At 69.5% G+C, this 26,771-nt stretch carries 25 protein-coding genes and 1 pseudogene; 16 read left to right on the top strand and 10 right to left on the bottom strand.

All coding sequences use genetic code 11. The features are described 5' to 3' along the window. The first annotated feature begins 147 nt into the window (after positions 1-147). Complete coding sequence (locus OG456_RS13750; RefSeq protein ID WP_266560725.1) at positions 148-1,989, top strand: phosphoenolpyruvate carboxykinase (GTP); 1,842 nt, start codon at positions 148-150, stop codon at positions 1,987-1,989. A gap of 205 nt (positions 1,990-2,194) precedes the next feature. Here the strand turns inward: OG456_RS13750 and OG456_RS13745 are convergent, their stop codons facing one another. Continuing rightward, complete coding sequence (locus OG456_RS13745; RefSeq protein ID WP_266560723.1) at positions 2,195-3,316, bottom strand: hypothetical protein; 1,122 nt, start codon at positions 3,314-3,316, stop codon at positions 2,195-2,197. 382 nt (positions 3,317-3,698) lie between these two features. On the opposite strand from OG456_RS13745, the gene OG456_RS13740 reads away from it, so the two are divergent. After that, positions 3,699-5,099, top strand: coding sequence for a glycosyltransferase family 39 protein (locus tag OG456_RS13740; protein WP_266560721.1), 1,401 nt, complete (start codon positions 3,699-3,701; stop codon positions 5,097-5,099). A 168-nt stretch (positions 5,100-5,267) separates the two neighbouring features. Next, complete coding sequence (locus OG456_RS13735) at positions 5,268-6,362, top strand: glycosyltransferase (protein ID WP_266560719.1); 1,095 nt, start codon at positions 5,268-5,270, stop codon at positions 6,360-6,362. A 124-nt stretch (positions 6,363-6,486) separates the two neighbouring features. On the opposite strand, the gene OG456_RS13730 is transcribed toward OG456_RS13735, so the two are convergent. Both OG456_RS13730 and OG456_RS13725 read right to left on the bottom strand, forming a co-directional pair. Beyond that, entirely contained in the window at positions 6,487-6,906 is a 420-nt protein-coding gene (locus OG456_RS13730) for a hypothetical protein (RefSeq protein WP_266560717.1), read from the bottom strand. Positions 6,907-6,999: 93 nt separating this feature from the next. Next, the gene (locus OG456_RS13725) at positions 7,000-8,211 is read right to left on the bottom strand and encodes a pyridoxal phosphate-dependent aminotransferase (RefSeq protein WP_266560715.1); all 1,212 of its coding nucleotides are present in this window, start codon (positions 8,209-8,211) and stop codon (positions 7,000-7,002) included. 135 nt (positions 8,212-8,346) lie between these two features. Between OG456_RS13725 and OG456_RS13720 the strand changes: the two genes are divergently transcribed. The 3 genes and pseudogenes from OG456_RS13720 (at position 8,347) to OG456_RS13715 (ending at position 12,448) form a co-directional block, all read left to right on the top strand. After that, a complete protein-coding gene (locus tag OG456_RS13720; protein ID WP_266560713.1) occupies positions 8,347-9,177 on the top strand; it encodes a hypothetical protein in 831 nt (276 codons plus the stop codon). Between the two features lie 285 nt (positions 9,178-9,462). Next, positions 9,463-9,666 (top strand): annotated as a pseudogene (locus tag OG456_RS50810) (polysaccharide deacetylase family protein); the annotation flags it as partial. A gap of 142 nt (positions 9,667-9,808) precedes the next feature. Next, positions 9,809-12,448 carry a glycosyl hydrolase gene (locus OG456_RS13715; RefSeq protein WP_266560711.1) on the top strand — a complete coding sequence of 880 codons (2,640 nt, stop codon included), beginning with the start codon at positions 9,809-9,811 and terminating at the stop codon, positions 12,446-12,448. 32 nt (positions 12,449-12,480) lie between these two features. On the opposite strand, the gene OG456_RS13710 is transcribed toward OG456_RS13715, so the two are convergent. Both OG456_RS13710 and OG456_RS13705 read right to left on the bottom strand, forming a co-directional pair. Further along, positions 12,481-14,079 (bottom strand): amidohydrolase family protein, encoded by a 1,599-nt coding sequence (locus OG456_RS13710; protein ID WP_266560709.1) that lies wholly within the window; start codon positions 14,077-14,079, stop codon positions 12,481-12,483. A 216-nt stretch (positions 14,080-14,295) separates the two neighbouring features. Beyond that, the gene (locus OG456_RS13705) at positions 14,296-15,594 is read right to left on the bottom strand and encodes an amino acid deaminase (RefSeq protein WP_266560707.1); all 1,299 of its coding nucleotides are present in this window, start codon (positions 15,592-15,594) and stop codon (positions 14,296-14,298) included. Positions 15,595-15,744: 150 nt separating this feature from the next. Here OG456_RS13705 and OG456_RS13700 point away from each other — a divergent pair, with 150 nt between their 5' ends. From OG456_RS13700 to OG456_RS13685, 4 genes are all read left to right on the top strand, one after another. Next, positions 15,745-16,797, top strand: a complete 1,053-nt coding sequence (locus OG456_RS13700) for a sugar kinase (protein WP_266560705.1) — start codon at positions 15,745-15,747, stop codon at positions 16,795-16,797. Beyond that, positions 16,794-17,606 carry an IclR family transcriptional regulator gene (locus tag OG456_RS13695; RefSeq protein WP_116510529.1) on the top strand — a complete coding sequence of 271 codons (813 nt, stop codon included), beginning with the start codon at positions 16,794-16,796 and terminating at the stop codon, positions 17,604-17,606. The genes OG456_RS13700 and OG456_RS13695 overlap by 4 nt, the downstream gene beginning before the upstream one ends. Further along, complete coding sequence (locus tag OG456_RS13690) at positions 17,603-18,013, top strand: RidA family protein (protein WP_266560702.1); 411 nt, start codon at positions 17,603-17,605, stop codon at positions 18,011-18,013. The genes OG456_RS13695 and OG456_RS13690 overlap by 4 nt, the downstream gene beginning before the upstream one ends. Before the next feature lie 115 nt (positions 18,014-18,128). Further along, on the top strand, positions 18,129-19,610 hold the full coding sequence (locus OG456_RS13685; protein ID WP_266560700.1) for a GntP family permease: 1,482 nt from the start codon (positions 18,129-18,131) through the stop codon (positions 19,608-19,610). Positions 19,611-19,702: 92 nt separating this feature from the next. On the opposite strand, the gene OG456_RS13680 is transcribed toward OG456_RS13685, so the two are convergent. Then, positions 19,703-20,101 (bottom strand): hypothetical protein, encoded by a 399-nt coding sequence (locus OG456_RS13680; protein WP_266560698.1) that lies wholly within the window; start codon positions 20,099-20,101, stop codon positions 19,703-19,705. A 67-nt stretch (positions 20,102-20,168) separates the two neighbouring features. On the opposite strand from OG456_RS13680, the gene OG456_RS50495 reads away from it, so the two are divergent. Genes OG456_RS50495 through OG456_RS13660 form a run of 4 tightly spaced genes read left to right on the top strand, consistent with a single transcriptional unit; the run spans position 20,169 to position 23,324 of the window. Further along, positions 20,169-20,615, top strand: coding sequence for a hypothetical protein (locus OG456_RS50495; protein ID WP_323136328.1), 447 nt, complete (start codon positions 20,169-20,171; stop codon positions 20,613-20,615). Positions 20,616-20,654: 39 nt separating this feature from the next. After that, the gene (locus tag OG456_RS13670; RefSeq protein WP_266560696.1) at positions 20,655-21,182 is read left to right on the top strand and encodes a hypothetical protein; all 528 of its coding nucleotides are present in this window, start codon (positions 20,655-20,657) and stop codon (positions 21,180-21,182) included. 60 nt (positions 21,183-21,242) lie between these two features. Next, positions 21,243-22,595 carry an Nramp family divalent metal transporter gene (locus tag OG456_RS13665; RefSeq protein WP_266560694.1) on the top strand — a complete coding sequence of 451 codons (1,353 nt, stop codon included), beginning with the start codon at positions 21,243-21,245 and terminating at the stop codon, positions 22,593-22,595. 33 nt (positions 22,596-22,628) lie between these two features. Then, positions 22,629-23,324: a hypothetical protein gene (locus OG456_RS13660; protein WP_266560692.1), complete on the top strand. Its 696-nt coding sequence runs from the start codon at positions 22,629-22,631 to the stop codon at positions 23,322-23,324. On the opposite strand, the gene OG456_RS13655 is transcribed toward OG456_RS13660, so the two are convergent. From OG456_RS13655 to OG456_RS13645, 3 genes are all read right to left on the bottom strand, one after another. Then, positions 23,312-23,503 (bottom strand): hypothetical protein, encoded by a 192-nt coding sequence (locus OG456_RS13655; protein WP_266560690.1) that lies wholly within the window; start codon positions 23,501-23,503, stop codon positions 23,312-23,314. The two genes, OG456_RS13660 and OG456_RS13655, sit on opposite strands and share 13 nt — an antisense overlap. A gap of 96 nt (positions 23,504-23,599) precedes the next feature. After that, on the bottom strand, positions 23,600-23,791 hold the full coding sequence (locus OG456_RS13650; protein WP_266560688.1) for a hypothetical protein: 192 nt from the start codon (positions 23,789-23,791) through the stop codon (positions 23,600-23,602). An 11-nt stretch (positions 23,792-23,802) separates the two neighbouring features. Continuing rightward, a complete protein-coding gene (locus OG456_RS13645) occupies positions 23,803-24,654 on the bottom strand; it encodes a helix-turn-helix transcriptional regulator (protein WP_266560686.1) in 852 nt (283 codons plus the stop codon). 256 nt (positions 24,655-24,910) lie between these two features. Here OG456_RS13645 and OG456_RS13640 point away from each other — a divergent pair, with 256 nt between their 5' ends. Together OG456_RS13640 and OG456_RS13635 are read left to right on the top strand one after the other, a co-directional pair. Then, entirely contained in the window at positions 24,911-25,402 is a 492-nt protein-coding gene (locus tag OG456_RS13640) for an ATP-binding protein (protein ID WP_266560684.1), read from the top strand. 65 nt (positions 25,403-25,467) lie between these two features. After that, on the top strand, positions 25,468-25,926 hold the full coding sequence (locus tag OG456_RS13635) for a VOC family protein (RefSeq protein ID WP_266560682.1): 459 nt from the start codon (positions 25,468-25,470) through the stop codon (positions 25,924-25,926). A gap of 47 nt (positions 25,927-25,973) precedes the next feature. On the opposite strand, the gene OG456_RS13630 is transcribed toward OG456_RS13635, so the two are convergent. Beyond that, the gene (locus OG456_RS13630) at positions 25,974-26,525 is read right to left on the bottom strand and encodes a hypothetical protein (protein ID WP_266560680.1); all 552 of its coding nucleotides are present in this window, start codon (positions 26,523-26,525) and stop codon (positions 25,974-25,976) included. Positions 26,526-26,771 lie beyond the last annotated feature (246 nt).

Raw genomic sequence — 26,771 nt, 5'->3', positions numbered from 1 at the left:
GGGCCCTCTGGACATATGCGCGCCCGCGTCGGATGATCATATGAGTGCGGTCGGCACCGGATGAGCGCCAGAGGGATCAACACGTGAAGCATCCGGGTCGCAGCCCCCAAGGGGCAACAAACAAAAACCCCTCATTTAGGAGCAATCGTGGCGCGCGACATCGCGGCTCCCGTTTCCTTGGGCACTGTCCCCACCAATCACCAGGAACTGGTCTCGTGGGTCAACGAGATCGCCGAACTGACGCAGCCGGCCCGTGTGGTCTGGTGCGACGGGTCCGAGGCCGAGTACGAGCGCCTCGCCGAGGAACTGGTCGACAAGGGCACGTTCAAGAAGCTCGACCCGATCAAGCGCCCGAACTCGTACTACGCCGCCTCCGACCCGACCGACGTCGCACGCGTCGAGGACCGGACGTTCATCTGCTCCGAGGAGGAGCAGGACGCCGGCCCCACCAACCACTGGAAAGCCCCCGCGGAGATGCGCGAGATCTTCCAGGGCCACGAGGGCAGCGGAGGCGTCTTCCGCGGCTCGATGAAGGGCCGGACGATGTACGTCGTCCCGTTCTGCATGGGCCCGCTCGGCTCGGACCTCTCCGCCATCGGCGTCGAGATCACCGACTCCGCGTACGTCGCCGTCTCCATGCGCACCATGACGCGCATGGGGCAGCCCGTCCTGGACGAGCTCGGCACCGACGGCTTCTTCGTGAAGGCCGTCCACACCCTGGGCGCGCCGCTGGAGGAGGGCCAGCAGGACGTGCCGTGGCCCTGCAACTCCACGAAGTACATCTCGCACTTCCCGGAGTCCCGCGAGATCTGGTCCTACGGCTCCGGCTACGGCGGCAACGCCCTGCTCGGCAAGAAGTGCTACGCCCTGCGCATCGCGTCCGTCATGGCGCGCGACGAGGGCTGGCTCGCCGAACACATGCTCATCCTCAAACTGACCCCTCCGCAGGGTGAGTCCAAGTACGTCGCCGCCGCCTTCCCGAGCGCCTGCGGCAAGACCAACCTCGCCATGCTGGAGCCCACGATCTCCGGCTGGACCGTCGAGACGATCGGCGACGACATCGCCTGGATGCGGTTCGGCGAGGACGGCCGCCTCTACGCGATCAACCCCGAGGCCGGCTTCTTCGGCGTCGCGCCCGGCACCGGCGAGCACACCAACGCCAACGCCATGAAGACGCTGTGGGGCAACTCCGTCTTCACGAACGTCGCGCTCACCGACGACAACGACATCTGGTGGGAGGGCATGACGGAGGAGACTCCCGCCCACCTCACCGACTGGAAGGGCAACGACTGGACGCCCGAGTCCGGCGTCCCGGCCGCCCACCCGAACGCGCGCTTCACCACCCCCGCCTCGCAGTGCCCGATCATCGCGCCCGAGTGGGAGGATCCGAAGGGCGTGCCGATCTCGGCGATCCTCTTCGGTGGCCGCCGCGCCTCCGCCGTACCGCTGGTGACCGAGTCCTTCGACTGGAACCACGGCGTGTTCCTCGGCGCGAACGTCGCCTCCGAGAAGACCGCCGCCGCCGAGGGCAAGGTCGGCGAGCTGCGCCGCGACCCCTTCGCGATGCTCCCGTTCTGCGGCTACAACATGGGCGACTACATGGCCCACTGGGTCGACGTGGCCAAGGACAAGGACCAGTCCAAGCTGCCGAAGATCTACTACGTGAACTGGTTCCGCAAGAACGACGCGGGCAAGTTCGTGTGGCCCGGCTTCGGCGAGAACAGCCGTGTCCTGAAGTGGATCGTCGAGCGCCTGGAGGGCAAGGCCGAGGGCGTCGAGTCGCCGATCGGCATCCTGCCGACGCGTGACTCCCTCGACACGGACGGCCTCGAACTGGCCGACTCCGACCTCGACTTCCTGCTGACGGTCGACAAGGAGGTGTGGCGCGACGAGGCCTCCCTGGTCCCCGAGCACCTCAACACCTTCGGCGACCACACTCCGAAGGAGCTGTGGGACGAGTACCGCGCGCTGGTCGCCCGGCTCGGCTGACCCGCTCCCGTAGGACAACGCGGCGGGCCCGACCGGCTTCCGCCCTGACCTGTGGCGTCTTCACAGGCTCGTCGTGCCCCGGCCCCCGAAGCCACACCTCACCGGCTTCGGGGGCCGAACTCTTTCCCGTTACGGGAGGGGCCGTCTCACGCAGGGTGTGTCGCGCCCGGGTGGTCCGGGCACGACACACTTCAGCTACGACCCGTCACTTGTGGCTCTTCTTCGTGAATCCCTTCTCGGCCGACCAGTCGAGGCCGCGGCTGGTTGCCAGCTGCTTCAACGCGGCCATGTCGTTCGCGGTCAGCGGCTTGCTGCTCATAAGCGGCTTGCTGGACCTGGTGAGCAGGGTTGGGGCGGGCACCTGGTCAACGGCCGCTACCCATACATCGTCGGGGTCGCATTCGAGCACCGAAGGTTCGCCGTTGCTCACCGAGCAGATGCGTTCGAAGACCTTTCCGTCGGTGGTGACCACCTCGAACCTGACAGTGTTGCCGCGCTCTGCGACCGTGATGTCACAGGCGTTGGACGGGTAGTTGTCCGCGGTGAGATCCACCCAGGTGTACGGCGGCGTCGCGTTGAAGTCCTGAACAGCCCCGAACGGGGTCCCGTCGGGGGTCAGCACGGCCTTCGATTCGCGTTCGTCGGCTTGCTGGTCGGAGTCGATGGCGATACACGGTCCCGGGTTGCCGGTGTTGCCGGTGTTGCCGGTGTTGCCGGTGTTGCCGGTGTTGCCGGTGTTGCCGGTGTTGCCGGTGTTCCCGGTGTTGCCGGTGTTCCCCGTGTTCCCGGTGTTGCCGGTGTTGCCGGTGTTCCCGGTGTTGCCGGTGTTGCCGGTGTTCCCGGTGTTGCCGGTGTTGCCGGTGTTGCCGGTGTTGCCGGTGTTGCCGGTGTTGCCGGTGTTGCCGGTGTTCCCCGTGTTGCCGGTGTTCCCCGTGTTGCCGGTGTTCCCCGTGTTGCCGGTGTTGCCCGTGTTTCCGGTGTTGCCCGTGTGGCCCGTGTTCCCGGTGTTGCCAGTTTTCCCGGTGTTCCCGGTGTTCCCTGTATTGCCGGTGTTACCGGTGTCTCCCTTGGGGCCCTTGCACTTGTCCTTGTCCTTGTCCTTGTCGCCCCGGACACCGGGGTCACCGTAGAGACGGTCCTCCTTGTCCTTGCACTTGTCGCCGCCCTGGGCCGCTCCGGCCTTCTGTGTGGCCGCGGCGGTCGCCAGCGCGGGGCTGGTGAAGCCGAGCACCACGACGGCCAGCGATGCCAACGCACCGCCGGCGATCCACCTGCCGCGCCGGGGAAGCGGGCCCAGCTTGGATTGGGTCCCGTTTTCAGGACTCATCTGCGTTACTCCTTGGGGAACCGATGGGATTGGAAGCTCTTTTGAGCCTTCTTCGGGATCTTTCGACAGTGAGCACAATGCGGTTGAGTGGTACGCAAAGCGATCAACGCAATGGCCCAGCGTAAGCAACCCATAAGAGATCCATTGGTGTGCTGTGCCTACGCTGGTCGGTGAAAGACTTGGATTATCGGTTTGGAGGCGCCACATCTGAGGGCCGATCAGGCGAATGACGGCTTGCTTTGTCCGTGGCTGTCCCGGGCGGCAACGCGGCGGCTCTAAGACTGTTTCCGTGACAACCCTTACCCGTCCTGTTCAGAACGCAGAGACTCAGCCGGAGACCACGAGGCGGAAACGGCTCTTCGGGGCATCTGTCGGTCCATGGATGTGGCCTGCACTGACCACGCTGGCCATCGCGTGCCTCCGGATCAACGGCCCTCAGCTGGGCACCGATGAGCTCGTCACCTCGGATGTGGGCCGTCGCAGCATGGGCCAGACCCTGGCGATGCTGCACAACGTCGACGCGGTGCATGCCACGTACTACGTTCTGATGCACGGGTGGATGGCCGTCTTCGGTGACTCGGAGACAGCCATGCGCATGCCCTCGGCGCTGGCCATGAGCGGAACAGCGGCTCTTGTGGCCTTGATCGGGCGCAGGCTCTTCGGCCCGCGTGCCGGGATGTGCGGCGGGTTGCTCTTCGCCCTGATCCCCGTCGTGAGCCGGTTCGCTCAGGAGGCTCGCAGTTACGCCCTGGTGGTCCTGGCCGCGACCTTGGCGACGTTCCTGCTGCTCCGCGCCCTCGATGCACCGAGGCGCTGGTGGCGTTGGGTGGGGTACTCCCTGTGTGTGGCGGTCATCGGGCTACTGCACCTGATCGCGCTGACCGTTCTGGCGGGGCACTTCGCCGCGGTCGTCCACCGAGCACGCCGGGAGGGCGGCGTCCTGTGGCGCTTCTGCCTCGCGGCTCTGGCCGGTGCGGCCGGTGTGATCCCGGTGGTCGTGCTGGGCACGTCGCAGGCGTCCCGCCAGCTCTTCTGGGTTCCTGAGCCGGACCTGTGGGGCCTGGTCGACATCTGGCCCCAGGTGTTCGCCTCCGCCCTGTGTGCCGGAGTAATGATCGTGCTGGCCGCCATGGCATGGAAGGAGCGCCGCGATGCCCTTCTGCTGTGCTTCACCGTGGCCGTGCTGCCTCCTTTCGTGCTGTGGGCGGCGTCCCACGGAGATGTCTCCTACTTCCGATATCAGTACGCCCTGTTCACGGTGCCGGCCTGGACGGTGCTGGCGGGGGCCGGCCTTGCCCGGGTGGCGCGGTCCTGGCTGACGGTCGGCGTGGTTCTGACCGTGGTCGGTCTGCTCGTGCTGCCCGACCAGCGCAGGATGAGAGGGGAATTCGAGCACGATGTCCCGCACAACGCGGACTATAAGGCGGCCGCGCGGACCATCGAAAAGCATTACCGCTCCGGGGATGCGGCGGTCTATGTCAAGGGAGCACCATGGATGCTCGACCAGGGAGTTCGCTACTATCTTCGGCCCGGTCTGAAGCTGCGGGAAGTCTTCGTCGCCACACCGGCGGCCGAGAACAGCGAACTGTTTCCGGCTTATTGCCCGGTGCCGGTCATGTGCTTGAGGGGCGAGAGCCGAATCTGGGTGGTGGTGCCGGGCAATGATCCGGATCCCTTGAATGCGGTCCCCGCGGATCAGGCCGCGGCGCTACGTGCGCAGTACACCACCACCGGGACGGTCCCCCTCAGTGGTCTGACTGTCGCGCTGCTGGAGCGTAAGTGATAGAGCCCGATCCTGTTGGGCGTTGCCGCGGAAACAGTGTCGCGTGCCCTTCCTGCGTCAACTGGACGCGCCTGCCCGGCCGGTGGTGTGCAGTCAGTTGCCTTTCCGTTTCGCTGATTTACCTCACAGAGCTGGATGGAACCTGTGAAATCAACGATCTGCTTGAACATGATCGTCAAGAACGAGGCCCATGTCATCCGCCGCTGCCTCGAATCCGTGCGCCCTTTGATCGACACCTGGGTCATCCTGGACACGGGCTCGACCGACGGCACCCAGGACGTCATCCGTGACGTCTTCAGCGATCTGCCCGGCGCCCTGCACGAAAGCCCCTGGAAGGGATACGACGGGAGCCGCAGCGAGGCGATCGACCTGGCACGCTCCGAAGCCGACTATCTGCTGTTCATCGACGCCGACGACCTGATGGAGGTGGAGCCCGGCTTTCGCATGCCGGAGCTCACTCACGACGCCTACCATGTCGCGCTGCACAGCGGGACGCTCATCCACTGGCGCCAGGCTCTGGTCTCGACTCGGCTGCCCTGGCGCTACGTCGGGGTCCTGCACGAGTACATCGAGTGCGGAACGTCGTACAGCCTCGGGACGTTCAAGGGCGCCAACATCCTCTCGGTCGGGGGCGGCGCACGCCTGAAGGAGGAGGGCCAGCGGAAGAAGTACCTGCGGGACGTCAAGATCCTTCAGAAAGGCCTGATCAAGGAACCCGACAACTCCCGCTACGTCTTCTACCTCGCCCAGAGCTGGCGGGATGCCGGAGAGCCGAAGAAGTCACTCGCCGCCTACGACCGCCGGGCACGCATGGGCGGCTACGCCGAGGAAGTCTTCTGTGCTCACCTCTACGCCGCGCGGCTCGCGGCAGAGATCGGCCGGCCGCCGGCTCAGGTGATCGACCGCTACCTCCGCGCGTACGAAAGCCGCCCCTCGCGCGGCGCCGAAGCCCTCGGTGGACTCGCACGCTATTGCCGCATGAACGGCGAGCGCTGGCCACTGGCGTACATGTTCGCGCGGCAAGCAGCGCAGATTCCGTACCCGAAAGACACTCTGTTCGTCGAGTTCGAATGGTACGAGTGGCACGCACTCGACGAACTCGCCGTAGCCGCCTACTGGATCGGAGAATATGAGGAGTCGGTGCGCTGCAGCCAACGCCTCCTCGAGAGTGGCAAGGTGCCCGCCGATCACCTCGACCGGGTGACCCGCAACCTCGAATTGTCACGAGAGAAGCTGGGGTCGAGGGAACTCGTGGACGCCTGACCCGAGCCGACGGTTCCGCCTCGTGGCCGACGCCTGCGGACGAGCCGGCGGCCGCCGGCTCGTCAGGTGCGGTACATGAAGGGCACCCGGTCCGCGCGCCTCCCCGGCCCGCGGACCGGGGCCGTCAGAGGGCGCCGACCAGTCGAGCGGGTGCGGCGGGGGTGGTGGCGGCGCTGATCGCCGCCGTGTGCGCGTCCATCTGCTCGGCCGCGAGGATCGCCGCCGCCGTGTCGGCGCGGGACGCGGCCACCACCAGTGCGCGGCCCGCGAGGGCGTGGGCGCGGCGGTGGAGCGCGAGTGCGGGTTCGTCGGTTCGGCCGGTGTGCCGGGCGGGCGGCGTGCCGCGCAGCCGGGCGACCTGGTCGGCGATGCGGTCACCCACCTCGCCCAGGCCGAGCTCGTCGGTGACCGCGAGCAGGGCGGTCAGGTGTCCAGCGAGCTGGATGTCGAGCTCCTCCTCGCGGGAGCGATGGGGGAAGTCGCCCGGGTCGGCCATGGCGTGGACGGACCTGCGGGAAGGCCCCGTGCGGATCGGCTCGTACATGGGATGGCCTCCAGGCGGGTAGCTTTAAAACCATCCTAGCTTAGATTCAGTCTAAAGTTGAGTCTTGTCCCCGAAGGGGCGCTCGGGCGGTCCTCAGGGCTGGCCGTAGCCGTCCAGGAAGCGCCCGATACGGGTCACGGCCTCCGTGAGCTGGCCGACCGTCGGCAGCGTGACCACCCGGAAGTGATCCGGCTCCGGCCAGTTGAACCCCGTACCGTGCACGACCATGATCTTCTCGGCGCGCAGCAGGTCGAGGACCATCTGCCGGTCGTCCTTGACCTTGAACACCTTCGGGTCGAGCCGCGGGAAGAGGTACAGCGCGCCCTTCGGCTTCACACACGTCACGCCCGGGATCTGCGTCAGCAGCTCGTACGCGACGTCCCGCTGTTCCTTCAGACGGCCGCCCGGCAGCACCAGGTCGGTGATCGTCTGGCGTCCGGTGAGCGCCGCGACGACGCCGTGCTGGCCCGGCATGTTCGCGCACAGGCGCATGTTCGCCAGGATCGTTAGGCCCTCGATGTACGAGTCGGCGTGGGCGCGCGGCCCGGAGATCGCCATCCAGCCCACGCGGTAACCGGCCACCCGGTACGCCTTCGACATGCCGTTGAAGGTGAGGGTCAGCAGGTCGGGGGCGATGGCGGCGGTCGGCGTGTGCGTCGCGCCGTCGTAGAGGATCTTGTCGTAGATCTCGTCCGAGCAGACCAGGAGGTTGTGGCGGCGGGCGATGTCGGTCAGGCCGCGCAGCATGTCGTCGCTGTAGACGGCACCCGTCGGGTTGTTCGGGTTGATGATCACGATCGCCTTGGTGCGGTCGGTGACCTTCCGCTCCACGTCGGCGAGATCGGGCATCCAGTCGGACTGCTCGTCGCAGCGGTAGTGCACGGCCGTGCCGCCGGAGAGGGAGACCGCGGCCGTCCACAGGGGGTAGTCCGGCGCCGGGACGAGGACCTCGTCACCGTCGTCGAGGAGGCCCTGCATCGCCATCACGATCAGCTCGGAGACGCCGTTGCCGATGAAGACGTTCTCGACGTTCGTCTCCACGCCCAGGGTCTGGTAGTGCATCATCACCGCGCGGCGGGCCGCGAGCAGGCCCTTCGCGTCCCCGTAGCCGTGCGCGTCGCCGAGGTTGCGGAGCATGTCCTCGAGGATCTCGGGCGGGCACTCGAAGCCGAACGCGGCCGGGTTGCCGGTGTTCAGCTTGAGGATGCGGTGGCCTGCTGCCTCCAGACGCATCGCCTCCTCGAGCACCGGGCCCCGGATCTCGTAACAGACATTGGAGAGCTTCGTCGACTGGATCACCTGCATATCCGTGAGCTTACGGCCGGGTATGGCAGGGCGCTTCGTGTTTTCGGACACGTGGGGCAAGACGGGCGCGGCGCTTTCCCCTCATTTAGCCGACGGCTTCGCAGGAAGCACTCCGGTTCCCTACACTTCGCGCCCATGTCCTGGCACCACCCCCAGCACGGCGACGGCGACTTGCCGCGGGTCTACGGCGTGTACGACGCCGCGGAGTCGGCCCACATCTACGAGGCGTACGCGGATCCCGCCGCGGCGCACGGCTGGTGCGAGCAGCCGCTGTCGGGCCCCGCGCAGGGCGAGGCTCCCGCGGTGGCGGCCGGCATGCCTGCTGCACCCGTTATGTCCGGCGCCCCTTACGTCGAAATGCCACACCCGGATGCGCCGTACGAGGGTGAGCCCTACCAGAGTGAGCCGTACCCGGACCTGCCGCACCAAGCTCCGGCATGCCTGGACGCCCCGGTCGAAGCCCCCGCCGACGACTTCATATCCACCTCGCCCCTGCCCGTCCTCGTACCCCCCGACGAAGGCCGGGCGGTCTTCGTCGACGGGTCCGGGCGCAGGCGGAAGCTCATGCGGCGCGTCGCCGTGGGGCTCGGCGCGGCCTGCGTCGTGTTTCTCGGCGTCGTGGTCGCCGGGCTCTTCGGCTCGGGACCCGCCGGCAGCCCGCTGCCCTGGGGGCCGCACAAGGGCGACACGAAGGCGCCGCGTGCCGAGCACTCGCCCTCGTCGTCCGCCAGTGAGCGGGAAGCAACCCCGGGGAAGTCCCCGGACCCGGCAGTACCCGCCGGCACCCCGTCCGCGAGCCCACGGGCGAGCGTCGACAAGGACACCGGCAAGCAGTCGACCGCACCCTCCGCCAGCACAGCGCCCTCGACCACGGCGCCCACCACGTCAGCGCCGGCCAGGGGAAATGGCGGTGACAACCCGGGGCGCGGCCACGGCTCCACGGGTACGGCCAAGGGACCCAAGTGAGCCGAGCCAGGCGCTCAACCACCTCCACCCCCTCACGCACCGCCCGCTCCCGATCCACCCCCTCCCGGCGAGGCCGCCCGTCGTGACCCCCGTGCCCACTGGGTGCTGCTCCTGCTGACCCTCGCGGTCGCCGCCACGGCTCTGCTGTTCAGCGGCTACGGACGCCACGAGATAGCCGCCACGCAGCCGCCCGCCGGAACCTGCCCGAAGGCGCCCGCGCGGCTCTTCATCGGCGGCCCCGTCATCAGCCTCGCCGCGAAGACCGGCGGCGTCACCGCCACGCGGATGCCCCGCGGAACGGCCGTCCTCACCTACGACGGAGGGCACGACCCGAGCTGGACCCCGCGGCTGCTCGGCGTACTGAAGAAGCACCACGCCAAGGCCACCTTCTTCCTCACCGGCACCGACGCGGCCGCCCACCCCGACCTCGTGCGCCGCATCCGCGCCGAGGGCCACCAGATCGGCTCCCACACCTACAGCGACGCCAACCTGACGGGTTCTTTAAAGTCCGTGCAAACCCCAGGAGTTGACCCGGAACGCAGGAGTACGGTTCCGGCGCTCGGCAGCAGGAGATCCAGCGTGGTGGCCGTGTGGGGCGGCCACCGCTCCGTGCCGAAGAACCGGAGAGACCATGCACTGGTTTTCCGACGGACGCAGATCGGGCGGACGGGCCAGAACGGCCCTCGCCCTGTGTGCGGCGGCGCTCCTTGTCGCGGGGACGGGATCCGTCGCCGCGTACGGGGAGGAAGACACGGGACACGGCCGCCACGAGGTGGCGGGCGACGAGTCCCAGGAGCTGATGGAGTCCATCGACTCGTACAACGATCCGAGGCTCTCCCCCAGTGGCCAGGTCGCGGCGGGCGCTTACGCCGACGCCTGGAAACACATCAAGAACATGCCGGTGAAGTCCGGCACGTGGGGCGAGGTCACCACCTCCCCGTACAACGAGGACGCGCTCCACTACCGAGACCAGTCCGCCTCCAACTCCGGTGGCGGCGCGGGTCATTCGGCGGGCCGGATCGCCGCGCTCGCCACCGACCCGACGCACAAGGGTGTCGTGTACGCGGGCGCGGCGGGCGGCGGCGTGTTCCGCTCCACGGACGACGGCGCGACCTGGACGCCGATCGCCGACCATCTGCCCGCCCTCTCGGTGGGCGCACTCGCCACCGGCTCCGACGGCTCCCTGTGGCTGGCCACCGGCGAGGCCAACACCGCCGCCGACAACTACCTGGGCAGCGGCGTCTACCGGCTCGCCGACCCCTCCACCGGCACCTTCAGCGAGAGCGACAAGATCGGCGGGACGGAGCTCGACAGCACCTCCATCCACACCGTCACCTTCGACAAGGAGGCCGGATACGCCTTCGCGGCCTCCTCGCACGGGCTCTTCCGGCGCCCGCTGACAGCCGGACAGTCCACGCCCTGGACGAAGGTCCTCGCGCCCTGCGCGGGCACCGGCGTCAGCGGCATCGCCTGCGGTACGACCCCCGAGTTCGCCGACATCGCCAACGACATCGCGGTCCAGCCCGGCGGCGGCGGCAAGAAGCTCCTCGCCGACGTCGCCTGGCGCGGCGGCGCCGGATACAACGGCTTCTACTACTCCGACGACGCGGGCACCAGCTGGCACCGCGCCAACCCGACGGGCGCCATCAACCCCGCCGAGACGGGCAACGCGTCCTTCGCGTACGCCGCCGACGGCAGCAAGCTCTACGTCTCCATGGAGTCCCCGAAGCTCCTGAACAAGGCGTCGGGCGGGGGCGTCTCCTCGGTCCTCGCGGGCGTGTACGTCAGCGAGAGCGGCAACGCGGACGGCGCCTTCAAGCAGATAGCGACCACCGCGAAGCTCTCCGCGAGCGGCTCCGCGATGAAGCTCAACGCGATCGGCGCCGGCTACCAGCCCGGCACGCAGGCCTGGTACGACCAGACCGTCGCCGTCGACCCGGCCGACCCGGACCACGTCTACCTCGGTCTCGAGGAGATGTTCGAGACGCGGGACGGCGGCGCCAACTGGCATGCCGTGGGCCGCTACTGGAACTTCGGCCTGTCCTGCTTCTCGTACGACCAGGCCGCCAACACCTGCGACGGCGACGTCATGCACTCCGACCAGCACGCCATCGCCTTCTCCCGCTGGCAGGGCGGCACCCCGCAGGTCTACGTCGGCAACGACGGCGGCGCCTACGCCCGGCCCACCGCGCAGCGCACCCCCGGCTGGCGCAACCTCAACGAGTCCGGCACCCTGCGCTCCCTCCAGTACTACTCGGTGGGCGCGGGCCGCATGACGGACGGCAGCGGCGACGCGGTCTGGGGCGGCCTCCAGGACAACGGAGTCTCCCTGCTCGCGCCGAAGGGATCGACGTACCAGGGGCAGAAGCTGAACCCCGACGGGCAGATGGTGGCCCCGTTCGGCGGTGACGGCGGTGATCAGCTCGTGAACCCGGCCAACGGCTGCGAGACGGTCGGCGAGTACACGAACCTCGCCCTCCAGATCACCCGCAACTGCGGCTACACGGCGAGCGACGACGGGGCCGAGGACGTCATCACCGACATCGCCCCGGCCGACCCGAACGCCCGCTTCATCGCGCCGTTCTCCGCGGACGACAAGGACTCCGGCTACTGGGTCGCGGGCGGCCAGTACCTCTGGGGCGACGCCAAGACCTGGGACACGAAGAGCGGGGCCGACTGGACCCAGCTGTACGACACGGGCGCGGGTCACTCCACGACCGCCGTCGCCAGCCGTGACCGCGTCGTGTGGGGCGCCTGGTGCGGCTCCTGCAACCCGGGCGCCGGCTTCGGCCGGGGCATCGTCACCAACTACGGAGGCACCTGGCACCAGGTGACCCTCCCGGCCGACTTCCCCAACCGCTACATCTCCGACGTCGCCATCGACCCCTCCGACGCCTCGGGCGGCACGGTCTACGCCGTCGTCAACGGCTTCTCGCGGCACTGGAACGAAGGACCCGGCGCGGGCTACGGCCACGTGTGGCGCACCACGGACGGCGGCGCGAGCTGGCACGACGTCAGCGGCGACGCCACCGCCACGGACTCGTTCCCCGACGCGCCGGCCAACGCGATGCTGATCACGCCGTCGGGCACCCTCGCCGTCGCCACGGACCTCGGTGTGTTCACCACCGCCCGCGGCGCGGACGGCCACTGGCAGCGCCTCGGCGCCAACCTGCCGACCGCGCCGGCCGTCTATCTGTCGCCGAGCCCGGACGGCCGCCAGATGTACGTGGCGACGCACGGAAGGGGGATCTGGAAGACGCCGACTCCGTAGGGGTCGTCAGGGACGGGCGGTGCGCCGGGGCCTCACGGCGTCCGGCGTACCGCCCGCCCCGCCAGCACGTCGGTCCGGCGCCCGTCCTCCATCACGAACTTCCCGTCGATCAGGACGTGCGGGATGCCCACGGGGAGCGTGCGCGGCGCCTCGAACGTGGAGCCCGCCGCGACCGTCTCCGGGTCGAAGAGGACCAGGTCGGCGCGGTAGCCCTCGCGGACCAGGCCGCGGTCGGCCAGGCGCAGCCGGGCCGCGGGGCGCGACGTGAGGTGGGCGACCGTCTCCTCCAGCGACATGATGCCGAGCTCGCGTGCGTAGCGGCCCAGGTAGTGCGGGAACGTGCCGTATGCGCGCGGGTGCGGCTTGAAGCCCTGGAGGATGCCGTCGCTGCCGCCCGTGTGCACCGGGTGCTGCATGATCGCCCGGACGTTCTCCTCGTGGCCGACGTGCTGGAGGATCGTCGAGCCCAGCTTGTCGTCGATGAGCAGACGGCGCGCGGTCACCCACGGCTCCTCGCCGCGCAGGTCGGCCGACTCCTGGACCGTCCTGCCGACGCAGGACGCGAGACCCGGGTCGGACACACCGGAGATCTCGATCGCGTCCCACTCGATGGGCACACCGTGGCAGCCGTCCGCCCCGATGACCTCCATGTGGTGGCGGATCTTCTCGGCGGTCGCGTCGTCCTGCAGCCGCTTCATGATCTCGTCGGGGCCGCCCTCGCTCGCCCAGCTCGGCAGCATCGCGACGAGCGTCGTGCTGCCCGGCGTGTACGGGTAGGTGTCGAGCGAGATGTCGGCGCCGTCGGCGAGCGCCGCGTCGAGCAGGGAGATCAGGTCGGGCGCCTTGCCCTTGTTCACCCCGAAGTTCATGGTCGCGTGCGCGAGATGGAGCGGGCAGCCCGCCTCGCGGGTGAGCTCCACCATCTCCCGGTACGCGTCGAGCGCCCCGGCGCCGTACGAGCGGTGGTGCGGACAGTAGTAGCCGTCGTACGAGGCCACGACCCGGCACAGCTCGGTGAGTTCGGCGTCCTTGGCGTACATGCCGGGCGTGTAGGTGAGGCCGGACGACATGCCGACGGCGCCCTGCTCCATGCCCTCGGCGACGAGCTGCCGCATCCGGTCGAGCTCCTCGGGCGTCGCGTCGCGGTCGCCCCAGCCCACCGCGTACATCCGTACGGTGCCCTGCGGGATCAGGTACGCGGCGTTGACGGCGATGCCGCGGTCCAGGCGGTCCAGGTACTCGCCGACTGTGCGCCAGTCGAAGTCGATGTCGCAACCGTCGCCGTTCCAGCCGGTGATCGCGCGGCGGACCTCGGCGAGCGTGCGGTCGTCGACCGGCGCGTACGAGAGGCCGTCCTGGCCGAGGACTTCGAGCGTGACGCCCTGCGCGGCCTTCGCGCTGTGGTCCGGGTCGCGCAGCAGCGCCAGGTCACTGTGGGCGTGCATGTCGATGAAGCCGGGGGACAGGGCGAGGCCGGACGCTTCCAGCGTTCTCCGGGCCGAGGGGCGGGGGCCGCCGTCGCCCTCCCGGTGGATCGTGGTGACGCGGCCGTCCTGGATGCCGACGTCGGCGCGGTATGAGGCACCTCCGGAGCCGTCGATGACGCGTGCGTCGCGGATGACCAGGTCCATGGGGGTGCCTCTCTGGGGGGTGTTGTTCGGGTGCGGGTGCGTTGTGGCTGGTCGCGCAGTTCCCCGCGCCCCTGAAGGCTTGCGGCTTCGCCGCTCAGCCTTCATCGGGGAAATGCCGCCCGCAGGGCGTGCATTTCAGGGGCGCGGGCTGCGACATCAGCGGCTCCGCCGCGGGGCGCGACCAGCCCACACCGGAGCCGCGCAAGAGCACGGCGCCTAGAAGTACGTCCGCACGTAGTCCACGACGGTGCCGTCCGCCTCCACGAGCGGGATCAGCTGCCACTTGTCGAAGGACGTGCACGGGTGCGACAGGCCCATACCGAGCCAGTCGCCCACCGCCAGGTCCTCGCCCCCGTCCGTGCGCACCCAGCCGTGCTGGTCGGAAAGCCCTGTCACCGTCACGCCGGTGGCCTCGCGCACCTCGCCCGTACGGGCGTCCCGCACGACCTGAGCCTCCGGCAGATCAAGGTCGTACGCCGCGTCGCGCTTGCCAGCGTTCGTGAACGCCTGCGTCGGCGTCGGGCGCGAGACGACCTGCGCCCACAGCCGGAACGCCGGGTGCAGCACGCCCTCCTCGGGGACCCGGTTGAACGGCGTGAGGTGCTTGTAGTGGCCGTCGTCGTGCGACACGTACGCGCCCGAGCGCAGCAACTTCATCACGGGTGCGGAGAGTTCGGGCAGCTCGGCGAACGCCTCCGCCACCGCGTCGAACCAGGCGCTGCCGCCCGCGCTGACCACGATCTCGTCCAGGTCCGCGAAGCGGCTCGCCTTGTCGAAGTCGACGAGCAGCCCGGTGAGCCGGCGCAGCCACGCCCCGACGGTCTCGGGCGACGCGTCGGGCACCTCGCCCTCGTAACCGGCGACGCCGACCAGGCGCAGTGTGTCCGCCGCCGCGACGGCGTTCGCGAGGTCGAAGCACTCGGCCTCGGTCCGCACGCCCGTGCGCGCGCCCTCGCCCGCGCCCAGCTCCACGACCACGTCGACCGGCCGTGTGGCCCCGGCCTCGGCGAGGGCGGCGTCCATCAGCTCGACGCCGCGCACCGAGTCGACGTAACAGATGAAGCGGAAGCCGGGGTCGCGGTCGAGTTCGCCCGCGAGCCAGCGCAGGGCGGCCGGGTCGACGAGCTCGTTCGCGAGGAAGATCCGCTCGATGCCGAAGGCGCGGGCGACCCGCACCTGGTGCGGGACGGCGAGGGTGATGCCCCACGCGCCGCGCTCGATCTGGCGGTGGAAGAGCTGCGGCGCCATCGAGGTCTTGCCGTGCGGTGCGAAGGCCAGACCGTGGCGAGTGGCGTATGTCTCCATGAGCGCGAGGTTGTGCTCGAGGCGCTCGGCGGAGAGTGCGAGGACGGGAGTCGTGAAGCCGCCGGTGAAGAGGTTGCGGCGCTCGGCCGCGAGCTCGCCGACGGTCAGGCCTTCCGCGTCCGGGGGCAGCCCCTTGAAGCGGTGGTCGACCCGCTCGAGATCCAGATCCCTGAGACGGGCTACGGCGTTGACGGCGCTGTCGGCGGCCATGGAGCCTCCTCGTAAGAAGGCCGTTGCAAATGTTGCAACGGTCATTGCGTATGTCGCTTACTGCTGTCTAACATCCGAGCCAACGCCGGGTCAACGGAGCCGCTGACCCCTCCTGCATGAGCCCAGATCCCACGAGGAGCCCGAACCACCGTGACCGTCACCGGACCCGCCGCCCCCGCGCACCACGCACCCGTGGATGTCGTCACGCTCGGCGAGTCCATGGTCACCTTCGTGCCCTCCGTACCCGGGCGCCTCGCCGACGTACCGTCCTTCGACCGCGGCATCGGCGGAGCCGAGTCCAACGTGGCGTGCGTGCTCGCCGCCGCCGGACACACCGTCCGCTGGGTCAGCCGCGTCGGCGCCGACGGCTTCGGCGACCATCTGGTCGAGGCGATCGGCACGTACGGCGTCGACACCTCCGCCGTACGCCGCGACCCCGCCCGCCCCACCGGCATCTACTTCCGCACCGCGGGCGACCGCGCCACCGACGCCCACGAAGTCGCCTACTACCGCGCCGGATCCGCCGCCTCCGCGATGACCAGCCAGAACATGGACCTGGCCGCGATCCGCTCCGGCCGAGTCCTGCACCTGTCCGGGATCACGCCCGCGCTCTCCGCCGGCTGCCTCGACCTCACCGCCGACCTCACCGCCCGCACCCCCGCCGGCCGGCCCCTCGTCTCCTTCGACGTCAACCACCGCCCCGGCCTGTGGCCCCGCCCCGACGACGCCCGCGTCCTGCTCGATCTGGCCCGCGGCGCCGACCTCGTCTTCGTCGGCGAGGACGAGGCCGAGGACGCCTGGGGCATCACCGGCGGCCCCGACGCCATCCGCATGGCCCTCCCCGAACCCGCGACGCTCGTCGTCAAGCGCGGCGCCGACGGCGCGGTCGCCTACGACGAACACGGCGTACGCCACACCGAGCCCGCCCCCCGCGTGGACGTCGTCGCCGCGGTCGGCGCCGGCGACGCCTTCGCCGCCGGCTACCTCTCCGGCACCCTGCGCGGCCTGCCCGTACCCGCCCGGCTGCGCCACGGCCACCTCATGGCCGCCGCCGCCCTCACCACCGCCGGCGATCTCGCCGCGCCCCCGAGCCGCGCCCACGCCGACCGCCTCGCCGACCTCGACGACGCCGCCTGGGGGACACTGCACCTCGGCCCCGGCTGGACCGCCGACGGGGCCGTGGAGGAGGTACGTACGCCATGAGCCAGACAGTCGACCGAGCGCTGAGCATCCTGCCGCTGCTCGCCGAGGGCCCCGCTGACCTGGGCCAGGTCGCCGACCGCCTCGGCGTCCACAAGTCCACGGCACTGCGCCTGCTGCGGACCCTCCACGAACACGGCCTGGTCTACCGCCAGTCCGACCAGCGCTACCGCCTCGGCGCGCGCCTGTTCGCCCTCGCCCAGGAAGCCGTCGAGAACCTCGACGTCCGCGAGATCGCCCACCCCCACCTCACCGCGCTCAACGAGAAGTGCGGCCACACGGTCCACCTCGCCGTGTACGAGGAGAACGAGGTCCTCTACATCGACAAGGTGGAGAGCCGCTACCCGGTCCGCATGTACTCGCGCATCGGCAAGCCGGTGGCCATCACGGTCGCCGCCGTCGCCAAGCTCCTCCTCGCCGACCTCTCCGAAGCCGAGCGCCGCGCCATCGCCGAGAAGCTCGACTACCCCACGTACACGGCCCGTTCGACCCCGAACGCCGGCGCCTTCCTCAAGGAACTCGCCGTCGTCCGCGAACAGGGCTGGGCCACCGACCTCGGCGGCCACGAGGAGTCCATCAACTGCGTCGGAGCGCCCATCCGGGGCGCGGACGGCCGCGTCGTCGCCGCCATGTCGGTCTCCGCACCGAACGTGGTCGTCACGGCCGAGGAACTCCTCACCCTGCTCCCGCTGGTCCGCCGCACGGCCGACGCGATCAGCCGGGAGTACTCCGGAGCCGTACCCGGCTCCAAAGAGGCCACCACCAAGGCCGCCAGCAAAGAAGCCCCCACCAAGGAAGCCACCTCACGATGACCGAGAAGACCGCGCTCACCCCCGCCACGCACACGACCCCGCCCGCGAAGTTCTCGCACGGCGTTAAGAAGGGCAACGTCCTTCAGGTCGCGGGCCAGGTCGGCTTCCTGCCGGCCGTGGAGGGCCAGGCCCCCACCCCCGCGGGCCCGACCCTGCGCGAGCAGACCCTCCAGACCTTCGCCAACGTCAAGGCGATCCTCGAAGAGGGCGGCGCCACCTGGGACGACGTCATGATGATGCGCGTCTACCTCACCGACGTCGACCACTTCGCCGAGATGAACGCGATCTACAACGCGTACTTCGAGGAGCAGGGCCTCAAGGCCCCGGCCTCCGCCCGCACCACCGTCTACGTCGGTCTCCCCAAGGGTCTCCTCATCGAGATCGACGCGCTCGCCGTCCTGAGCTGACGCCTTCGCAACACCCGTAACCCGTACGTCATCACGGTGCGGCGCCCGTCCCCGCGGCGCCGCACCGCGATCCCCCCTGCCCTGAAAGCCGCATGGAATTACGAGGTCCCCCCTCATGTCCCTCCTGCCTCTCGCCGCGACCGCCCCCGCCCCCGCGCCACCTCATACCGGCGGTCTCCTGACGATCATCGGCGGCACCGCCGGTCTGCTCACCTGCGCCGCGCTCGGCATCGCCCTTCTGCTCTTCCTGATCATCAAGGTCAGGCTCCAGCCCTTCCTGGCCCTCCTGACGGTCTCCATAGCCGTCGGCCTCGCGGCCGGCCTCTCCGTCACCGAACTCTTCGGCACCGTCCAGAAATCCGACGCCGTCTCCCTCATCGAGTCCGGCATGGGCGGCACCCTCGGCCATGTGGCGATCATCATCGGACTCGGCACCATGCTCGGCGCGGTGCTCGAAGTCTCCGGCGGCGCCGAGGTGTTGGCGTCCCGCCTCCTGAACCTCTTCGGCGAGAAGCGCGCCCCCCTCGCCATGGGCCTGACCGGCCTCATCTTCGGCATCCCGGTCTTCTTCGACGTCGGCATCTTCGTCCTCGCGCCGATCGTCTACGCGGCCGCCAAGCGCGGCGGCAAGTCGATCGTCGTCTACGCCATGCCGCTGCTCGCCGGCCTGTCGATGACCCACGCGTTCCTGCCGCCGCACCCCGGCCCCGTCGCCGCCGCCGGACTGCTCCACGTCCAGCTCGGCTGGGTCATCCTCATGGGCATCATCTGCGGTGTCCCCGCCGTGCTCGCCGCCTGGGTCTGGTCCGCGTGGATCGGCAAGCGCATCTTCGTGCCCGTCCCGCAGGACATGGTCGAGGCCGCCGACGAGGCCAAGGCCGCGCTCGTCGAGGAGCAGCGCAAGGCCGGCGTGAAGCCGACCGAGAAGCCCGTTCCGCTCGGCACCGTCTTCACGATCATCGGCACCCCGCTCGTCCTGATCCTCCTGGCCACGTTCTCCTCGATCGCCCTCGACCCCTCCACGGTCCGCTCGGTCATCGAGTTCTTCGGCCACCCCTTCGTCGCCCTGACGATCGCCCTGCTCCTTGCCTACTACCTGCTCGGCATCCGCCGCGGCTGGTCCCGCAAGTCCCTGGAGACGGTGTCCACGGCGTCCCTGAAGCCGGTCGGCAACATCCTCCTGGTGGTCGGCGCGGGCGGCATCTTCGGCGCGGTCCTCAAGGGCAGCGGCGTCGCCCAGGCCCTCTCCGACACGTTCAACAACGTGGGCCTGCCCGTCCTCGTCCTCGCCTACCTGATCTCCCTGGTCCTGCGCGTCGCCCAGGGCTCGGCCACGGTCGCGATCGTCACGACGGCCGGCATCGTCTGGCCCCTCATCGAGGCGGGCCACTACTCCCAGCCGTTCACGGCCCTGGTCATCATGGCCATCTCGGCGGGCTCCATCTTCGCCTCGCACGTCAACGACGGCGGCTTCTGGATGGTCGCGAAGTACTTCGGCATCTCGGAACGCGACACCCTCAAGACCTGGACGGTCCTGGAGTCGGTCCTCTCGGTGGCGGGCTTCGCGGTGGCGGCGGTGATCAGCCTCTTCGTCTAGGACGGGGGCTGTGTTGCCTTCGTCCAAGACGCGGGCCGCGCACCGACTGCTGAGGCGCCGGGCGGCGGAGCATTCCTCCGCCGCCCGGCGCCTCACCGCTTGAGGCCCGCGAGCCCGGAACAGTCGTAACCCCCCGTGGGGTCAGGCGCGTACACCCAGTAGAGCGCCACGACCTGAACGCACAGCAGCAACAGGCCGAGAACCGCGCACACCATGACCGGCCACGCACGCCCACGCCGCCGGACCCCGCCCGCACACGTCACCAGCGCGGCCACACTGCAGAGGGGCCCCGCCCACGCGGTCACGTACATCCGCGCCGAGGGCCCCAGGTACCTGCAGTGCTGGAACGTGTCCCCGTCGAAGGACACATGAGCGGCAAGCAGCGCGGCCGACGCGACGGTCAGCGCGACGGCGCCGACAAGAAGGCCGTAGCGACGGCGGGACGGGGCGGTGAGGTTCATGGCCGCCATCAATACCAGTCGACTATCCATTTGTTCTCCGTGCTTCGCTTGGGCACTGTTGTCGCCGAACTCACCGGCACACAGGGGGCGGCGCGCAGTGAAGACGACCGGCAGACGCCAGGCGGCGGCGGATGGGCTCACCCGGACCGGCGATTCCCCGAGCCTCTGGCGGACCCCCGCCTTCCGCTCCCTGTTCGGCGCGAGCGTGCTGAGTCAGATCGGCACGAACGTCAGCTACGTCGCCGTACCGCTCCTCGCCGTCACCGAACTCCACGCGAGCCCCGGCCAGATCGGCGCCCTCGACGTCCTCGGTGTGAGCCTGCGCCAGCGCATGACCGAAGACAGCCTGCTCGGCCGCATGAACGCCACTTTCCGCTTCATGTTCATGGGGGCGCTCGCGATCGGCTCGGCCCTCTCCGGCGTCCTCACGGAACTGACGTCGCTCCGCACGGCACTCTGGGCGGGCGGCGCGTGCCTCGCCCTGGCCTTCCTGCCGGTCCACCTCTCCCCGGTGCGGCGGCGCACGGATCTTCCGCAGGGCTGAGGGTCCCGTCCCACAGGCTCGTCCGCCATACTTCGCTCCGTGGAGCAGCGCATAGACACTCAGAAGGTCACGCCCGTAGACGCCGCCGGAGCCGACCCGGCCTCCGTCCCCGGCCTCACGCCCCCGCGCCAGGCCCCGGAGACGGAGGAGAAGGCTCTGTCCCTGGAGAAGACGGACCCGACGGAACCGTCGGAACCGGCGGAGGAGCTGGACGCGGAGCCGGAACCGGAGCCGGAACCGGAGCCCGCCGAGGACGTGGCCGACGCCCCGGCCGACGCACCGTCCGCCGACACGGCGGGCCCGGACTTCACCGCCTCCGACCGCCGCGGCTCGATCACCGCGGACGCGACCGGCGTACGCCTCCAACTCGACGACCAGGAAGCCGAGTTCCACTGGGACGAGATCGGCGCGGTCGAGGTCGGCACCTCCCGGCGCCGCCTCACCGTCACGGTCCACACCCCGGACAGCCGCTGGTACCCGAACGACGTGGAGGCACCGAACAAGGCGCGCGCCCAGGAGTGGGCGGACGAGCTCGACAGGGTCCTGGACGCGTACTTCGAGGACTGACCGGCACAAGTTCCGGCAAGCCCCCTTGCCCCCTGCCGCGCTTTACGCTTCCTTGACGGTATGGCGGACACCACGGGCAACACAGGAACGGGTACCGGCACCGCGCATCTCAACACACAGCCCCGCAAGTCGAGTTGGAAGTACATCGGCCCGGGAATAGTCGTCGCCGCGACGGGCGTCGGCGCCGGCGACCTGGTCGCCACCCTGATCGCGGGCAGCAACTTCGGCTACACCCTGCTGTGGGCGGCGGTGATCGGCTGCCTGGTCAAGATCAGCCTGGCGGAGGCGGCGGGCCGCTGGCACCTGTCGACGGGCCGCACCCTGTTCGACGGCTGGGCGAGCCTCGGCCGCTGGACGACGTACTTCTTCGTGGTCTACGTCGTCGTCTGGGGCTTCGTGTACGGCGCGGCGGCGATGTCGTCGAGCGCGCTCCCGCTCCAGGCGCTGTTCCCCGACCTGTTCCCCGCCGCGTGGTCGATCAAGCCGTGGGCGATCATCTGCGGTCTGGTCGGCCTGGTCTTCGTCTGGTTCAACAAGTACGCGGTGTTCGAGAAGGTCATGACGGTCCTGGTGGGCGTCATGTTCGTCGTGACGGTCTACCTGGCGATCCGGGTGACACCGCACCTCGGCGACGCCTTCGCGGGCCTGCTCCCGGTCCTGCCCGACGAGAAGGACTCGGTCCTCAACACGCTGGGCCTGATCGGCGGCGTCGGCGGCACCATCACGCTCGCGGCGTACGGCTATTGGGTCAACGCGAAGGGCTGGACGAACGCGGGCTGGATGAAGGTCATGCGCCTGGACAACCGGGTCGCGTACATCACGACGGGCATCTTCGTAGTGGCGATGCTGTTCGTAGGAGCGGAACTCCTCCACGCCTCACACACGTCCATCGCGGCGGGCGACAAGGGCCTGATCGACCTGACGGCGATCCTGCAGACCCAATACGGCACCGCGACGGCCAAGCTCTTCCTCGTCGGCTTCTTCGCCACGTCGTTCACGTCCCTGATCGGCGTGTGGCACGGGGTGAGCCTGATGTTCGCGGACTTCGTGGAGCGCTACCGCCGCACACGCGTCCGCGCGGACCGGGTGGCGGTGACGGGGGAGGACGTGGCGACGGGCCGACGCGAGAAGGGGTGGCCGTTCCGCGCCTACCTTCTCTGGCTCACCTTCCCCCCGATCGTCCTCCTCTTCCAGGGGCAGCCATTCCGCCTGATCATCCTCTACGGCGTACTGGGCGCAGCCTTCATGCCCTTCCTGGCCCTGACCCTGATCTGGCTCCTCAACTCCTCCCGCACGCCCCGAGAATGGCGCAACAGCTGGCTGAGCAACGGAATGCTGACGGTGGCGGGCCTGCTCTTCGTAGTCCTGTGCGCCCAACAAATCCGGGACCAGCCTTGGGCGGACTTCTTCTGAGTTCTCTCCGGGCGCGGGCTAGGCTCCCGCGTCATGCCGAACATACGTGCATCGCAGCGTGACGCCGACCGGTTGTGGGGAGTCTTCGGGGCTGCCCTCGGGGCCACGTTCGTCGTGTGGATGGTGTCCTGGCTCGTCACCGGGATCTCCGAGCAGGACGAGCGGTGCGCCCAGGGAATGATCGGCCCGGGTGGCAGTTTCCGCCTGGAGGAGAGCAGCTTCCCGCCCGACGTGAGCTGCGTGTACGAGGACGGCACGACCCTCTCCAGCGCGGGCGCACTCGTCTGGATCTTCTGGGCGGCGTTCGTGGTGCTGACCGTGTCCGGCCTGGGCGCGCTCGCCCTGGAACTCACCGGCATCCGCGGCGCGAAGGCGGCGCCCCGCCTGAGCAAGCTGGCGATCACCGGCGCCGCCGCACTGGCCGCGGTCTACGCTCTCGCGTTCTTCACCACGGGCTCCCCGAAGAGCGACCCACTCCAGACGTGCTCGGCGTTCACCACGGGCATCTACGAACGGGCACAGTCGGTCCACCGCACACCGTTCCCCGCGCAGACGACGTGCGTCTACGCGGACGGCACGACGTATGACCTGGTCCCGGGCTGGATGGGGACCCTGGAATGGACGCTGCTGGCGGCGACGTCCGTGTGCGCGGCGGGCGCGGTACGGGCGGGCCGCCACGCGGACGCGGGCGCCACGTTGCGAGTGACGGAGCCGGATCAGAGCAGGTGATCGGCTTCGCCGGCCTTGATGCCGAGGATGAGCGCGCGGAGCGCTTCGCGGGAGTCGGTGAGATACGTTTCTTCGGCTCCGGCGACGGTGATGTAGGCGTTGCCGTCGGGGTCGGTGCCTAGGCGGAAGCAGTTCGCGCCCTCGCCGCAGAAGGGGTCGTCCCAGGTGATGGTCGGCACGTGGATTCTCCTCGGGTGATTGGAGGATTTCGGCCAGTGGACTGCCTCGGTGGCGGGGGGAGGGGTGGCCCAAATGCTCCAATCGCCGCCGGTCTATCAGAGGAGGTGGTCCGCCTTGCCGGCCTTGATGTCCAGGATCATCGCGCGGAGCGCTTCGCGGGAGTCGGTGAGATACGTTTCTTCGTCCCCGGCGACGGTGATGTAGGCGTTGCCGTCGGGGTCGGTACCTAGGCGGAAGCAGGAGTTCCCCTCGCCGCAGAAGGGGTCTTCCCAGGTGATCTCGGACATGCGGTGTCCCCTCAAAGGTTGTCTGCGATTTTGCGGATGAAGTCGCGCGAGGCGTCGGGCGCCAGGGCGATGTTCTCCATCCAGTCCAAGTGGGCCCTGTACTTCCCCAGTTGCCCCTCGGCGTGCAGGAAGTCCGGGCCGTGGGTGGTGTCGACCTGAACGGTGTCGAGCTGGGGCACGGGCCCCTCCGCGTAGAGGACGGTCTGTCCGGCGCCGGGGAAGGCGCCTGCCTCGAACGGAATGACCCGCACGGTGATGTTCTCCTGACCGGCGCGCTGGACGAGATGGTCGAGCTGGGCGCGGGCAGTCTCCCGGCCACCGAACTGCATGCGGAGCGCTGCCTCGTGCACGATGGCAGTGAACGGGGTCGGGTCGTCACCTTCCAGGACCTGCTGTCGCTCCACGCGGTGCGCGAGACGCAGAGCGACCTCGTGCTGGGGCAACTGCGGAATCACGACACGGAACACCGCGAGTGCGTGGTCGGAAGTCTGGAGCAGCCCCGGGATGTGCATGGAGTAGGCGGCCCGCATGCGCACGGCGTGCGCCTCCAACTCGGCGATGTCCAAGAGACCTTGAGGCAGGGAACCCCGGTATCGATCCCACCATCCGCGCTGGCCCGGCTGGGCCATCTGCGCCAGCGCGTCAACGTAACCCTCGTTGCGGCAATCGCAGTTGCAGGCGAGGGTTCGTACCCGCTCGGGGCTGATGGCCCGGACACCGGACTCGATGTGGGAGATCTTCCCGCGGTCGACCCCAAGCAGCCCGGCTGCGTACTCGGCGGAGACATCGGCTGACGTGCGCATCCGTCGCACTTCGGTCCCGAGACGCTTCTGGCGCTCGGTGGGAGACGTCCTTGCTGCCATGCCGATCCTTTCGTGGGCCCACGCGAGCAGTCTGCCGCGTGCCTGTGCGACCGAGCCACGATCGGGCGCAAGTTTCACAGTCGGGGGGCTAATTAGGCCCCGAATGCTCTACGTTGAGTAACGCAAAAGCTACACACGGCAGTTGGCAGTGCATCGCGCGAGCCTGCCCGCACGCTTCCTCCCTGGAAGGGTCGGGTTCGCGTCAGGGAGACGAGCCACCGACTGTTGCCCACTCCACCCCACAAGGGAGTTCGCCATGCCGGTCACCCTTTCCGCCTGCTCCGCGCACGCGGACCGCACGGCCCCCACGCCCGAGAACCTCACGTACAGCCTCACCCTCCCCTCCACGCTCACGTCACCCGCGATGGCGCGCGCAACGACCCGGACGTTGCTCGGCGCGCACGGATTGCGCGACATCCTGGACGCGGCGCTCCAGGCGATCGCCGAACTGACCGCCGCGGCCTGCCAATTCACGGCCTCGCCCGAGATCTACGTATCGCTGCGCTACCGCGAGGACGCGCTGCGCCTGATCACGTACGACAGCCACCCACGCCACACGAACGCCCGGGTCGTCGCGGCCTGCGAGGCCCGGCGCCGGGCGGCGCTGCGTCTGCTGGCCTGTGTCACGCGCACGTGCGGAGGCGACTGGGGTTACGGCCCGGCCCGCGAGCCGGGAGGCGGTACGCGCATGTGGGCGACGCTGCCGCGCACGAGCACGGCGTCGGCGTACGGCGATGCGGGCTCTTGACCTCAAGCAAGGTTCAGCTTCTACGTTCATGGTGATCGCAGAAGCCGACCGAGGAGGCAGTTCCCATGCCCACGAACCCCGTTCCCGAGACCTACCGCAACGCCGTGGTCGCCCACATCATGATTGACGGCGCTGCTGCCGCGATCGACTTCTACGCCGAGGCGTTCGGAGCGGTAGAGCTGTTCCGTATCGACGGCCCGGGCGGTCGGGTCGTGCACGCCGAGGTCGGCGTCGCAGGGTCGACGATCATGCTGGGTGACGCCGAGGGGCCGGTGTTCCGCGCGCCGACCGCCACCGGCGGAACCACCGTGGGGCTGCACGTTTTCGTCGATGATGTCGATGCGCTCGCGGAGCGGGCCGTGGCGGCCGGTGCGGAGCTGCTGCAGCCGCCGGCCAACCAGTTCCACGGTGACCGCACGGCCATACTGCGGGACCCCTTCGGGCACGTCTGGGTCTTCCTCACGCACCTGGAGGACCTGACCCCGGAGGAGGTCGCCCGCCGGGCCCGGGACCTCTTTGGCTGACGGGTGCGCCCGCGTGGTGAGGGAGCACGGTCGCGCGTGTGGCGGCGTCAGCTCGGGATGAACATCTGGGCGGCGTGCCAGGAGAGGACGCCCTGCACGCCGTGGGTGGTGATGGTCAGGTCCATGCGCCCGTCCCACCGGTGTCCGCCTTTGCGACTGCCTTCAAGATGATTGAGGGTGACGGTCTCGACCTTCTTGACCGGCGTGCAGTACATGTCCCGCCGGATGGCCTTCGCGCCGACGGCGTGGACGGTGAACTTGCCCGAACCGGCGCAGGCGAAGGTCAGTGAATACGTACGGCCCTCAAGCATCGCGGCCTTCTCGGGGGACTGGTCGAGATCGCGGATGCGGATGGTGGCGTGGCCGCCCTTGCGCAGGCCGAGCTGGTGAGCGCCCGAGACTCCGTTGCCGTTGCGCTGATTGAAGGTGGCGGTCCCGCCCTCACGTGTGACGGCGGCATGGGCGGCCCCGGCCCACAGCTTGAAGGCGGCCGGCGATGCGGCCCGGGCCTCCCGACCGCCGCTCGGCCCGAGAACACCCCACACCCCGGCCCCGACAATGACGGCACCCAACACGACCCCGCCGACAGTCTTCTTCATGACCAACCCCCGCCCTTGCGCGCCTGCACGGCGCGCGGGCGTGACGCGATTCTGCCGGAACGACCGAAGTCCTCGCCCGCCGCCCCACCAGTGAGTTCAGAGCGAGGCGGAATCCAAGGTTGCTCACCGGCCTGGTGCCAGTACGGAAGCTCGAAGGGGATGCGCCATGGAATGTGGGTGGCGTCGACTGAATTCGGGATGCACGGCAGCGCCGCCGGGGGAGCGGCGGCGCTGCGGATTTTGAGG

This window comes from Streptomyces sp. NBC_01446 (genome assembly GCF_026340095.1).
Classification (GTDB): Bacteria; Actinomycetota; Actinomycetes; order Streptomycetales; family Streptomycetaceae; genus Streptomyces; species Streptomyces aureus.
The sequence above is the reverse complement of the archived record's forward strand: the minus strand, read 5'-3'. Positions and strand labels throughout refer to the sequence as shown.

What these genes read in the sequence shown, in the direction of transcription:
- OG456_RS13745 (WP_266560723.1), bottom strand. Translation starts at nt 3,316, where the DNA reads ATGAGTCCTGAAAACGGGACCCAATCCAAGCTGGGCCCGCTTCCCCGG.
- OG456_RS13740 (WP_266560721.1), top strand. Translation starts at nt 3,699, where the DNA reads ATGTGGCCTGCACTGACCACGCTGGCCATCGCGTGCCTCCGGATCAAC.
- OG456_RS13735 (WP_266560719.1), top strand. Translation starts at nt 5,268, where the DNA reads ATGATCGTCAAGAACGAGGCCCATGTCATCCGCCGCTGCCTCGAATCC.
- OG456_RS13730 (WP_266560717.1), bottom strand. Translation starts at nt 6,906, where the DNA reads ATGTACGAGCCGATCCGCACGGGGCCTTCCCGCAGGTCCGTCCACGCC.
- OG456_RS13725 (WP_266560715.1), bottom strand. Translation starts at nt 8,211, where the DNA reads ATGCAGGTGATCCAGTCGACGAAGCTCTCCAATGTCTGTTACGAGATC.
- OG456_RS13720 (WP_266560713.1), top strand. Translation starts at nt 8,347, where the DNA reads ATGTCCTGGCACCACCCCCAGCACGGCGACGGCGACTTGCCGCGGGTC.
- OG456_RS13715 (WP_266560711.1), top strand. Translation starts at nt 9,809, where the DNA reads ATGCACTGGTTTTCCGACGGACGCAGATCGGGCGGACGGGCCAGAACG.
- OG456_RS13710 (WP_266560709.1), bottom strand. Translation starts at nt 14,079, where the DNA reads ATGGACCTGGTCATCCGCGACGCACGCGTCATCGACGGCTCCGGAGGT.
- OG456_RS13705 (WP_266560707.1), bottom strand. Translation starts at nt 15,594, where the DNA reads ATGGCCGCCGACAGCGCCGTCAACGCCGTAGCCCGTCTCAGGGATCTG.
- OG456_RS13695 (WP_116510529.1), top strand. Translation starts at nt 16,794, where the DNA reads ATGAGCCAGACAGTCGACCGAGCGCTGAGCATCCTGCCGCTGCTCGCC.
- OG456_RS13690 (WP_266560702.1), top strand. Translation starts at nt 17,603, where the DNA reads ATGACCGAGAAGACCGCGCTCACCCCCGCCACGCACACGACCCCGCCC.
- OG456_RS13685 (WP_266560700.1), top strand. Translation starts at nt 18,129, where the DNA reads ATGTCCCTCCTGCCTCTCGCCGCGACCGCCCCCGCCCCCGCGCCACCT.
- OG456_RS13680 (WP_266560698.1), bottom strand. Translation starts at nt 20,101, where the DNA reads ATGGATAGTCGACTGGTATTGATGGCGGCCATGAACCTCACCGCCCCG.
- OG456_RS13665 (WP_266560694.1), top strand. Translation starts at nt 21,243, where the DNA reads ATGGCGGACACCACGGGCAACACAGGAACGGGTACCGGCACCGCGCAT.
- OG456_RS13660 (WP_266560692.1), top strand. Translation starts at nt 22,629, where the DNA reads ATGCCGAACATACGTGCATCGCAGCGTGACGCCGACCGGTTGTGGGGA.
- OG456_RS13650 (WP_266560688.1), bottom strand. Translation starts at nt 23,791, where the DNA reads ATGTCCGAGATCACCTGGGAAGACCCCTTCTGCGGCGAGGGGAACTCC.
- OG456_RS13645 (WP_266560686.1), bottom strand. Translation starts at nt 24,654, where the DNA reads ATGGCAGCAAGGACGTCTCCCACCGAGCGCCAGAAGCGTCTCGGGACC.
- OG456_RS13640 (WP_266560684.1), top strand. Translation starts at nt 24,911, where the DNA reads ATGCCGGTCACCCTTTCCGCCTGCTCCGCGCACGCGGACCGCACGGCC.
- OG456_RS13635 (WP_266560682.1), top strand. Translation starts at nt 25,468, where the DNA reads ATGCCCACGAACCCCGTTCCCGAGACCTACCGCAACGCCGTGGTCGCC.
- OG456_RS13630 (WP_266560680.1), bottom strand. Translation starts at nt 26,525, where the DNA reads ATGAAGAAGACTGTCGGCGGGGTCGTGTTGGGTGCCGTCATTGTCGGG.